The organism is Labrys sp. ALF-8, from assembly GCF_059699065.1.
The window spans coordinates 16,402-26,285 of sequence record NZ_AP048542.1; the positions used below are offsets into that span (position 1 = coordinate 16,402).

Here is a 9,884-nt window from a genome sequence, read left to right on the forward strand (position 1 = left end):
GCAAGCCGTCATGCGGGTGCTGGGGCTCGATCAAGGAACTGATACCGGGTTCGCTCATGGCGAGCCCGGCGGCATGCCCATATCGGGCGTGATCCGCCTTGGCACCATCAAGGACCGCGGCGCACGGTTGAATGCCTACCGCCGCGAGCTCCTGAACATCGTCGTCGCGAACGGCGTCCGGAAGATGGTCTTCGAAAGCCCTTGGGAGGGCCCGAACACCTCGAATGCCCAGCGCCGCGTGTCGTACGGCCTGATCGCCGTGATCCGCATGGTGGCGGCGCAAGCTGGCATCCCCTGCGATGAAATCGCCCCGTCGGAATGGCGCAAGAAATTCGGAGCGCCCACCAACGCTCCCCGACACATCAAGGATTACAACGCCCGCCGCGCGCTGATCAAAGCCGGCACGATGCAGCGCTGCCACCTCTTGGGATATGCCCCGAGGTCCGACGACGAAGCAGACAGCATCGGTATCTGGTGGGCATCCTGCAACACCGTCCTTCGGCCTCTCGTTGAGCCTGCCTTCGAATTCGGAGGTGCGGCATGACGATCGCCCTCATCGATGCCTCAGGCCTCATTCACCGCTGCTTCCATCGCACCGAGCATATGGACGCGAACTTCCGATACCGCTCCGACGGTGTACCGGTCGGCGCCGTCCGTGATTTCTCGAAGATCCTGTTCAACTGGCTGACGAGAGGCATCTACCAGATCCAGCCGACCCATGTCGGCGTCATCTTCGACGCAGCCGGCGAGACGTTCCGGCACATGCTGCACGACGGATACAAGGCGCACCGCCCTGCCCGTCCCGACGATCTCACGCTGCAGATGCCCCTGTTCCGCGAGGCGGTCACTGCCTTCGGGCTTTGGCCGATCGAACTCAGCGGCTTCGAGGCGGATGACCTGATCGCCACCTACAGCCGCCTTGCCGTGGAGGCTGGGCATGACGTGCTGATCGTATCCGGCGACAAGGACATGATGCAGCTCGTACGACCGGGCGTCACGATCTATTCCCCAGCGGTCGGAGATCCTCGCTATTACGGCCACCGCTCCGAGCAGATGATCAACGCCTTCGAGGTACTCGCCAAATTCGGTGTCGAGCCCAGTCTCGTTCCGGAAGTGCAGGCCTTGGCCGGCGACTCGACCGACGGAATCCCGGGCGTCCCGAAGGTCGGCGTCAAGACTGCGGCCGACCTTATCCGTCAGTTTGGATCGGCCGAGGCCGTGATCGCCTCTCTTGGCCAAATCAGCCGGCCGAAGCTCCGCGATGCCATCGCGGCCAACATCGACGCGATCCGGCTGGCGCACCAGCTCGTCACCCTACTCGACGATGTCCCAATCCCCTTCGGGATCGATCAGCTCGCGATGCCAGCACTCGATCCCATCCGCCTCATCCGCTTTTTCGATCGCATGGAGTTCCGCTCGATGGCTGCTCGCGTCCGTCAATACTTCAACATGCAGGAGGCGGCATGAATATCCTCCGCCGCATCGCCTCGGTTCCCATGCCGGACGTGACCTTTCAGTCGATCGTCGGCGCACTGCCGATCTTCGAGTGGGTCGAGCCAGCCTCTCTGCAGGTCGAAGAGACCTATCAGCGCGATCTCTCTGACAAGTCCTGGAAGCTCATTCGGCGCATCGCCGAGAACTGGGACTGGAAATCGATGAAGCCGCCGGTGTGCGCTCGCACAGCGTCCGGCGACCTCATGGTGATCGATGGCCAGCATACGGCGATAGCGGCGGCGTCCCGGCCGGATGTTCGGAACATCCCCGTGATGATCGTCGAGGCCGACGCGGTCGCCGATCGAGCCACTGCCTTTGTCCGGCACAACCAGGATCGCATCGCGATGACGCCGATGCAGTTGCACCACGCAGCGCTGGCAGCCGGTGATGAAATCGCGCTTGCCATGCAGGAGGCCTGCAAGCTGGCCGGCGTACGTATTCTTCGCAATCCGGCGCCGAGCGAAGCATGCGACGTCGGCGACACGATGGCCGTCACCACGCTCCGGACAATCGTCGAGGCGAAGGGTGTCAGGTTCTCGGCGAGGATGCTTAAGATCCTGGTCGACGCCAAGCGCGCTCCGATCCCTGCGATCGAAATCGCTGCGGTCAAGGAACTCCTGACCGAACCGGAATGGAAGGATTCGATCGACCCTGAGGGGCTTTCCTACCTCATCCGCTCTCGGGGCCCGAAGGAGTGGATGGCCCATGCGGAGGCAAACGTCCGCAAGGGACAGAAGATGCCCTCCGCCAGGGCCTTGGCGATCGACTGGTTCAAGATGCTGCCCAAGCGCCGGAGGGCAGCATGACACCTAACGAGAATACGCGTGTCCAAGTCCTGGAGCGCGAAAACGACATGCTGAGGGAACGGGTTCGGCAGCTCGAGGCAGACCTCGGCATGGCTGCTGAACTTCCTCCGGTGTTCGGGCTCACCGGTCAAGAGAGCCGGCTGCTGGGCACGCTGCTCGCCCGGGAAACATGCACCAAAGAGCAACTGATGAATACGCTCTATTCGTTTCGCCACGACGGCGAGATCCCTGAAATCAAGATCGTCGATGTCTTCGTCTGCAAGCTGCGCAAGAAGATTTCGCCCTTCGGAGTCGAGATCACCACCATCTGGGGGCGGGGCTACATGCTCTCGGGCGAAATGAAAGCCCGGCTCAACGCGATCATCGCTCAGGCGAGGTTCGCAGCATGAGCGTTAGCCAGATCGTCGCAGAAGGCCTCTATGAAGGCAAATCGACATCGCAAATGATCGTCGAAAACCCTGGCGTGAAGCCGAATAGCATTTCGGTGCTTGCTTCGCGCGTCCGCAAGGAAATGGGCATCGTCGGCCGGACCGTCTCCGGTCCGCCTCTTCAACTGACCAGGGATATCCACGCAGACCTGGAACGCGAGGCGTTGGCTAGAGGCGACAGGAGCGCAAACCTGCTGGCTCTCCGCATCCTCACGATCATCGTCAAGGACGACCTCTTCGACGCAATCCTTGGGGGCGCCGAATGAGTACCCGCGTCTCCGGTTTCGCTCGCGTCGAGCACGAGCACTATCCTACTCCAGCCTGGGTCATCGATGCTCTTGCCGAGCACATCGTGTTGCGTGGGCGCACGATATGGGAGCCTGCATGCGGCACTGGCCTCATGTCCGAGGCACTGATCGCTGCCGGCGCCGTGGTGTCATCGACCGACATACACGACCATGGGTACAACCGCCTGTATCGCACGGCAGACTTCCTCACGGGCGGAAACTGCTGCGAGTTCACCCACTACGAAGGAATTGTCACGAACCCGCCCTACGGGCGCCAGAACAAGACGGCAGAGGCCTTCATTCGCCAAGGCCTGCGGATGATCCGCGACTACGGCTTCCTTGCCCTCCTGCTGCCGGTCGATTTCGACAGCGCCAAGACCCGCGCTGAGTTCTTTCGAGACTGCCCGCTCTGGGCCGCCAAGATCGTGTTGACGAGGCGGATCAAGTGGTTCGAGCCGGAGCCGGGATCGAAGTCGTCGGGACCATCCGACAACCATGCCTGGTACATTTGGCAACGCTCTTGGATGGGCGACAGCCAGGTACCGAAGATCCTCTATGCGCCGTCCCGGTACACAGAGGTGGCAGCATGAGCCGCCCGTGGATGCCTCTCTATATCGGTGACTACCTGACCGCGACCCGTCACCTGTCGGCCGCAGAGCATGGCGCGTACCTGCTGTTGATCATGTCCTACTGGGACAAGGGATCTCTGCCGAACGACGAGCGCCAGATCATGCGCCTGACCGCCATGACGGAGAAGGAATGGCGTGACAGTCGCGACACCATCGCCGAGTTCTTCGAGCCAGGTTGGATCCATCCTCGGATTGACCGGGAACTCGCAGAGGCTAGCGAGAAGTATCAAAGGCGAGCTGAGGCCGGCCGGTCGGGTGGTTTGAACCGCGGAAAGGCCAAGCAAAATGAAAGCAATGCTTCGGCGACAAGCCAAGCAAACGGGAAGCAAAAAAATAGCAATGCTTCAAGCAATGCTATTAGCAACGGGGCAAGCAAACACCATAGCAAAACCGAAGCCGGGCTGAACCAACCACAACCACACTCACTACGTTCGTCCTATCCAGGTAGTCTCAGTAGCTCAGACCTAAGGGAGGTAGCTCTAGGGGAAGCCACCGAACCCCATGGCGAGGAACCCTCGATCTCGGAACGTGCCCTCGCCGCAATGGGGAGTGGCCGGCCATGATCAGCACGCTCTACCCCCACCAAGTGCATGCGCTGGAGATGCTCAAGCACTCCCTGAGGACAGGCCACAGACGGCCGATGCTTCAGGCCAGCGTAGGTTTCGGCAAGACCAAACTCGCCGCGGCGATCGTCGACGGAGCCCTGAAAAAGGGCAAGCGGGTCATCTTCGGGGTGCCCGCGCTGTCGCTGATCGATCAGACCGTCAAGTCGTTTTGGCAGGAGGACATCCGGGACGTCAGCGTCATCCAGGGCGACCACGAAATGGCGAATTGGGCGCGTCCGGTGCAGGTCGTGAGCCTGCCGACGCTGGCGCGTCGGAATATCCCGCCGGCCGACATCGTGGTGATCGACGAGGCGCACGAGATGTCCGATTTCGTCAAAAAGTGGATGCAGATGGCGGACTGGCGCGGCGTGCCGTTTGTCGGCCTGAGCGCAACACCGTGGACGAAAGGGCTCGGAAATCACTACGACGACCTGCTGATTGCCGCCACGACGAAGCAGCTGATCGAGAACGGTTACCTCACCCCGTTCAAGGTCTATGCCCCGTCGCATCCCGATCTGACCGGCGTCAGGACGGTCGGCGACGACTACAACGAGGCCGATCTCGCGAAGGTCTTCAGCAAAAAGCACCTCAGCGCCGACATCGTCGAGAGCTGGCTGCAGCTTGGCGAAAACCGCTCGACGCTGTGCTTCGCCGTCGACCGAGCTCACGCCAAAACGCTCGAGCAGGAGTTCGCCGCCAGGGGCGTCCGGACAGCCTACATCGACGCCTACACCACCCGAGAACAGCGCAGCGAAATCGGGGAGAGGTTCCAGTCCGGCGACGTCAAAATGGTCGTCAACGTCGGGACGCTCACGACCGGAGTCGACTGGGATGTCCGGTGCATCATCCTAGCCCGAAGCACGAAGTCGGAAAAGCTGCTTTGTTTAGATGCGGAAACGGAAATCCTCACGTCGAGAGGATGGAAGGGTATCGGTGAAATTCGCGTCGGTGATTGTGTCGCCGCTTGTGACGGCGCGGACCAAACGCGCGGGCGCTGGAGCAATGTAAACGCCGTTGTCGAACGGGAAATGGAGCCCACTGAATCGTGGGTGGAATACGACGCGCCTCGAGCGAATTTTCGCGTTACCGATCGCCATAGAATGATCTTTAGAGGAGGGAATGACAGCCGAGGTTTCCGTATCGCGGAAGCCCGAGAAATGGTCGGATATGGCGATGGGGTGAGAATCCCTACTGCCGTGTCGATGGAGCAGACTGGCGTTCCGCTGACTCTCGACGAGCTTTACTTCGTTGGCATGATGATGGCCGACGGCACTTGGACTGCAACAAAGGGGGCGATAACTCAGTCCGAGCGCCATCCTGAGATTATCGCTCGGATTGAGGCGTCCTTGCAGGGATGCGGCATTGGATATGCCAAGAGACGGATCAAACTCCACGCGTCGTCCCCTGCCTTCCAAGAGCGATACCCGCGTTGGGTTTTCACCTTCTCTGCCGGCAAACCAGCGCCTCACAAGCGCCTAGGATCTGCGATCGCCGGGAACGAGTGCAAGACACCCTACGAGTTCATAAGCGGAACCACGGGATACCAGCACCTCATTCCATACCTTGATAAGGACTTCGCGCCTGCTCTTTTTCAGATGTCTAAGGCTCAACTATTGGCTTTGCTGTCCGGTCTTTGGGACGGCGATGGAACCAAAAAACTAGGCGTAGACTATACTCCTCAGTCATTGGAGATTTGCTCTGCCCGCCGAGTTTTGATGGATCGCCTTCAGGCTCTTTGCGCCATCAATGGCCTGACTGCGAATCTTCGACAGGACAAAAGCCCAAGCCGTAAGGGTGAGATGTATTACATCACCATTACGGACAAGGATTGGCGCTCATGCGGCGGATACTCGAGCGCCAATCGCGGGCCTAGACCAAAAATAGAACTGAAGCCTTCGACCAAAGAACGCGTTTGGTGTGTTGAAAGCGAAGCCGGCACGATCGTCACCCGCCGTCGCGGGAAAGTCACGGTCATGGGTAACTGCCAGATCATCGGTCGAGGTCTGCGCACGGCTGAGGGCAAGGAAGACCTGATCGTCCTCGATCACGGTGACAGCCACCTCAACCTCGGATTCGTGACCGACATCCACCACGAAACCCTCGATGTTTCCACTCCCGGCAAAAAACGGTTCCAGAAGCGCAACGAGAAGCTGCCGAAGGAATGCGTCAGGTGCCATTTCCTGAAGCCGATCGGCGTGCACGCCTGCCCTCAGTGCGGGTTCGCTCCAGTTCAGCAGTCACAGGTCACGGTCGACGATGGGAAGCTGATCGAGTTCGACGACGTCGCGCAGCGCGCCGACAAGGCCACCAAGCAGCGCTGGATGAACATGTTCCGCGGCTATGCCGACAGCCACGGTAAGACCGAGAAGTGGGTGCTCGCGCAGTACAAATCGAAGTTCGGCGTATGGCCCCGTGGCCTCGATGATGGCGTGCTCGAGCCTGAATCGGACGTGCTCGGCTGGATCAGGCACCAACAGATCAAGTGGGCCAAGCGGAACGGAGGCGCCAATGCCAGAGCCGCTTAAGGATCGCGCGCTGGGGCGCTGGGCTGGCATCCTGCCGGCGCTCGGTGTGTCGCCCAGCTATCTCGTAAATCGGCATGGGCCCTGCCCGATCTGCGGCGGCGGAAAGGACCGCTGGCGGTGGGATGATAAAGGGGGCACGGGCAGCTGGTACTGTTCGCACTGCGGGTCGGGTGACGGCCTGTCGCTGCTCATGAAATTGAACGGGTGGCCCTTCAAGGAGGCCGCCCGCCGCGTCGAGGAAATCATTGGCGTTGTACCGGTCCATACGCCCAGGCAGGAACGCAGCGACGAGGACAAGCGAGAGGCGGTAAAGCGTCTGTGGCGCAGCTCCAACCCCGTCACGGCCGGTGATCCTGTCTGGCGCTATATCAACCGCCGCACGGGCATGACGGAATTCCCGCTTTGTCTACGTACGGCAGCAAGGTGCCGCTACAACGCAGAGCCGCCGACGTTCCATCCAGCGATGATCGCGATGATGCAGGATGTGAACGGCCGCGCAGCGATCGCGCACCGCACCTACCTCACGAAGGATGGGCAGAAAGCGCCGGTCGAGGACGTGCGGCGCATCATGAACGGTCACGTGCCCAAAGGCGCGGCCGTCCGCCTGGCGGAATACACCGACACGCTCGGAATCGCTGAGGGCATCGAGACCGCGATCTCGGCGAACAGGCTGTTCGGTATCCCCTGCTGGTCTGCGTTGACAGCAGGCTTTCTCGCCGAATGGATCCCGCCGGCCAACGTCAGCCGCATCGTGGTCTTCGCCGATCACGACCGGAGCTTCACGGGCCAAGCTGCCGCCTTCGCGCTGGCCAAGCGCCTTCGCTCGACCGGCCTCGTTGTCGATGTCGAGATCCCCCCGAAACCAGACACGGATTGGAACGACGTCTTGGACGCTATGGAGCATGCAGCATGATCGGCCACCAATTTCGAGCCGTCAAAGATCGGTACGGCCGGGGCTGGCTCGGCCAGTTCACCTACGCGAAGGACGGCGTCGATTGTACCGCCTACGTCCGAGACGACGCCGGCATGGTGGTGATCTTCGGCAACCAGCAGGCCGCCTCCTGGTCTGCATCGAGAGCGCTGTGCAAGGCCCTCAACCAGACCCACCGGGCCGCCCGCGGTCGTGAAGTCCGCATCACGCATTCAGGCGGCAAGCCCCACCTCACTGACCTCATCAAGCGAACCTTCGGAGCCATCGCATGATCGCCGCCGTGCCCCAGAAAGAACCTCGCTCCCGCAAGGCTCAAGCCCCAGAAGCCACATCGCCGGAGTGTGAAAAACAATCTCAGGTCGTATCACGCCGTGAATTCCGCCGGGAAGTGATGAAGTTTTTCGCCAAAGGGCTGAGAATCCCGGAGATCGCCAAGGTGATGGGAGAGCGGCCGGCGCGGATTGCTCGCGCCGTAGCTGCCTCTGCCCTGCCCCGTAAACGCGGCCAGGGCCGGGTGATCATGTTCCACGTCACGGAGCGCGATTACGCCATCATCCGCGGGCTGTGCGACGACGCCAATCTGCCCGAGGGCACCATGATGCATCGGATATTCCGTGCGACGGCGCCGACGAAGGAAGCCGCTCAGAAAAGGCTCGGCAAGGACGCGATGCCGACGCGCCGGTATGGGGAGCGCGGATGATGGCAGATTGGATAATTTGGACCGGCGGACAATGTCCCGCAGTTGGTCAGAAGGTCGAAATTCAGACGCGCAAAGGTGAATGGGCGGATGTAAAGGCCGATGAAATCATCTGGGAACATCGCGGTTCCCAGTCCGATGTAGTTGCATATCGACCTGTAGCGCCCTGCTCGAAAGGGCTTCTCGCGCGGGGATATCCCTGTTGGCGGTGCGACACCGGGCCGTGTCGAGAAAATGAAACCGAGAGACCGCTCATCCAAGCCGCTTTCGTGGAGGCATATCTCAACGCGCTGCCAGATGGATGGGCCAAAGACGAGTCTTCAATGAATGCCGTGCTCGGCCGAGCAATCGCAACTGGGCTCGCAGCAGCAATCGAGCGTTGGGAGAAGCGGTGATGGGGCTACTCGGCTTCAGCGCTCTCGGCCCATGCCAGCACCTTCGATCGAGCTTCCTCATCGAGATGCTCCCAAGCGATGATCGCAAATCGAATGTGCTTCGGGATGCCGCTTTCCCAATGTCCCCGGAGCTGGCGCGAGACGGTGTTCTCTGCATGACCGAGCAGCTTGGCCAACGCCTTCTGCGTCAGGCCAGCCGCCTTCGCTCGCTTCTGCCAGGGTTCATCGTCCATGGGCGGAAGCGATAGCGATTCCTCAGGAGCATTGCAAACGATCAACGTCACGTTGATTTTCCTGTTGACGCGAAAATGCGCGTGGCGTAGATAAATAGCGTCACGTTGATTTTAGGTCAACACCGGACAAAGGGGCGAGAGATGTCACGCTACAAACTCATGGTTTTTGAAGTCTATGACGACTGTGAACGCCTGACCGACACCAAGTCCTTCAACAGTCTTTGGCTCCGTAAGGCCTATATGCGTGCTCTCCGCGCCCGCTACGACGGCGATGAGTTCCGCAGCCTGCTCTACGGCCGGCCCACCGCCTACGACAAGTCCCGCCAGATGGTGGAGGCCGCGTGATGCTCACCGCAGCCGATATCGATCGTATCACTCTAGCGGTCTACCGCGCTCGTCTGGACGCTCATTGCGCAGGCGATGCCGACAAGCAGGTCGAGAATGACAAAGACACCGGCCAGAAGCAGGCGCGACGGTCCCTGTCATACCGCCCGGTCGTGATCGAAACGCTGGTCCAGGCGGGCGTCTATGAGCGGCCGGTACAGCTTAATCCGCACGAGCGTAAGAAGCTGAAGGAACTAAGCGCATGACATGCCCCACGACACCAACGGAGCTACTCATGAGCGCTGAGCGGATGACGAAACGGGAAGACGGGTTTTACTGGGTCTGTGTCGACTCCCAAACCTGGGAGACCGCCGAGTTTCGAGGCGGCAAATGGGCTGTGTTGAATATCCGTCGACCCGTCACTGACGGTGAGCTTTTCGAAATCGGAGATCGGCTTATTCCGCCAGCCTCTCCCGACCGTCAGCAGGCCGATGCTGACCGCGCGTCCCAGATGGACGAGGCAGTCTGAT

The 9,884-nt window shown here is 60.8% G+C and carries 15 protein-coding genes; 14 read left to right on the top strand and 1 reads right to left on the bottom strand.

All coding sequences use genetic code 11. The features are described from left to right. Nucleotides 1–10 precede the first annotated feature (10 nt). The 11 genes from AC6H34_RS33080 to AC6H34_RS33130 are packed head-to-tail and all read left to right on the top strand — an operon-like array spanning nucleotide 11 to nucleotide 8,405. Nucleotides 11–544 carry a hypothetical protein gene (locus AC6H34_RS33080; RefSeq protein WP_497541906.1) on the top strand — a complete coding sequence of 178 codons (534 nt, stop codon included), beginning with the start codon at nucleotides 11–13 and terminating at the stop codon, nucleotides 542–544. Further along, on the top strand, nucleotides 541–1,467 hold the full coding sequence (locus AC6H34_RS33085) for a 5'-3' exonuclease (RefSeq protein ID WP_497541907.1): 927 nt from the start codon (nucleotides 541–543) through the stop codon (nucleotides 1,465–1,467). Before AC6H34_RS33080 ends, AC6H34_RS33085 begins: the two co-directional genes overlap by 4 nt. Then, nucleotides 1,464–2,300 carry a hypothetical protein gene (locus AC6H34_RS33090; protein WP_497541908.1) on the top strand — a complete coding sequence of 279 codons (837 nt, stop codon included), beginning with the start codon at nucleotides 1,464–1,466 and terminating at the stop codon, nucleotides 2,298–2,300. The genes AC6H34_RS33085 and AC6H34_RS33090 overlap by 4 nt, the downstream gene beginning before the upstream one ends. A gap of 47 nt (nucleotides 2,301–2,347) precedes the next feature. After that, nucleotides 2,348–2,689 (top strand): winged helix-turn-helix domain-containing protein, encoded by a 342-nt coding sequence (locus tag AC6H34_RS33095; RefSeq protein ID WP_497541909.1) that lies wholly within the window; start codon nucleotides 2,348–2,350, stop codon nucleotides 2,687–2,689. Next, a complete protein-coding gene (locus AC6H34_RS33100; RefSeq protein ID WP_497541910.1) occupies nucleotides 2,686–2,994 on the top strand; it encodes a hypothetical protein in 309 nt (102 codons plus the stop codon). The genes AC6H34_RS33095 and AC6H34_RS33100 overlap by 4 nt, the downstream gene beginning before the upstream one ends. Beyond that, nucleotides 2,991–3,605, top strand: a complete 615-nt coding sequence (locus AC6H34_RS33105; RefSeq protein ID WP_497541911.1) for a TRM11 family methyltransferase — start codon at nucleotides 2,991–2,993, stop codon at nucleotides 3,603–3,605. The genes AC6H34_RS33100 and AC6H34_RS33105 overlap by 4 nt, the downstream gene beginning before the upstream one ends. An 11-nt stretch (nucleotides 3,606–3,616) precedes the next feature. Then, a complete protein-coding gene (locus tag AC6H34_RS33110; protein ID WP_497541912.1) occupies nucleotides 3,617–4,207 on the top strand; it encodes a YdaU family protein in 591 nt (196 codons plus the stop codon). Continuing rightward, on the top strand, nucleotides 4,204–6,774 hold the full coding sequence (locus tag AC6H34_RS33115; RefSeq protein WP_497541913.1) for a DEAD/DEAH box helicase family protein: 2,571 nt from the start codon (nucleotides 4,204–4,206) through the stop codon (nucleotides 6,772–6,774). The genes AC6H34_RS33110 and AC6H34_RS33115 overlap by 4 nt, the downstream gene beginning before the upstream one ends. Continuing rightward, nucleotides 6,758–7,687 (top strand): DUF7146 domain-containing protein, encoded by a 930-nt coding sequence (locus tag AC6H34_RS33120; protein WP_497541914.1) that lies wholly within the window; start codon nucleotides 6,758–6,760, stop codon nucleotides 7,685–7,687. The genes AC6H34_RS33115 and AC6H34_RS33120 overlap by 17 nt, the downstream gene beginning before the upstream one ends. After that, complete coding sequence (locus tag AC6H34_RS33125; RefSeq protein ID WP_497541915.1) at nucleotides 7,684–7,977, top strand: hypothetical protein; 294 nt, start codon at nucleotides 7,684–7,686, stop codon at nucleotides 7,975–7,977. The genes AC6H34_RS33120 and AC6H34_RS33125 overlap by 4 nt, the downstream gene beginning before the upstream one ends. Next, on the top strand, nucleotides 7,974–8,405 hold the full coding sequence (locus AC6H34_RS33130) for a hypothetical protein (protein WP_497541916.1): 432 nt from the start codon (nucleotides 7,974–7,976) through the stop codon (nucleotides 8,403–8,405). Before AC6H34_RS33125 ends, AC6H34_RS33130 begins: the two co-directional genes overlap by 4 nt. A 397-nt stretch (nucleotides 8,406–8,802) precedes the next feature. Here AC6H34_RS33130 and AC6H34_RS33135 read toward each other — a convergent pair whose 3' ends face one another. Next, on the bottom strand, nucleotides 8,803–9,081 hold the full coding sequence (locus AC6H34_RS33135) for a hypothetical protein (protein ID WP_497541917.1): 279 nt from the start codon (nucleotides 9,079–9,081) through the stop codon (nucleotides 8,803–8,805). Nucleotides 9,082–9,171: 90 nt separating this feature from the next. Between AC6H34_RS33135 and AC6H34_RS33140 the strand changes: the two genes are divergently transcribed. From AC6H34_RS33140 to AC6H34_RS33150, 3 genes are read left to right on the top strand one after another with little or no spacing between them, the layout of a single operon-like run. Further along, complete coding sequence (locus tag AC6H34_RS33140; protein WP_497541918.1) at nucleotides 9,172–9,375, top strand: hypothetical protein; 204 nt, start codon at nucleotides 9,172–9,174, stop codon at nucleotides 9,373–9,375. After that, nucleotides 9,375–9,620, top strand: coding sequence for a hypothetical protein (locus tag AC6H34_RS33145; protein ID WP_497541919.1), 246 nt, complete (start codon nucleotides 9,375–9,377; stop codon nucleotides 9,618–9,620). The genes AC6H34_RS33140 and AC6H34_RS33145 overlap by 1 nt, the downstream gene beginning before the upstream one ends. Nucleotides 9,621–9,649: 29 nt before the next feature. Continuing rightward, on the top strand, nucleotides 9,650–9,883 hold the full coding sequence (locus tag AC6H34_RS33150) for a hypothetical protein (RefSeq protein ID WP_497541920.1): 234 nt from the start codon (nucleotides 9,650–9,652) through the stop codon (nucleotides 9,881–9,883). Nucleotide 9,884: the final 1 nt, after the last annotated feature.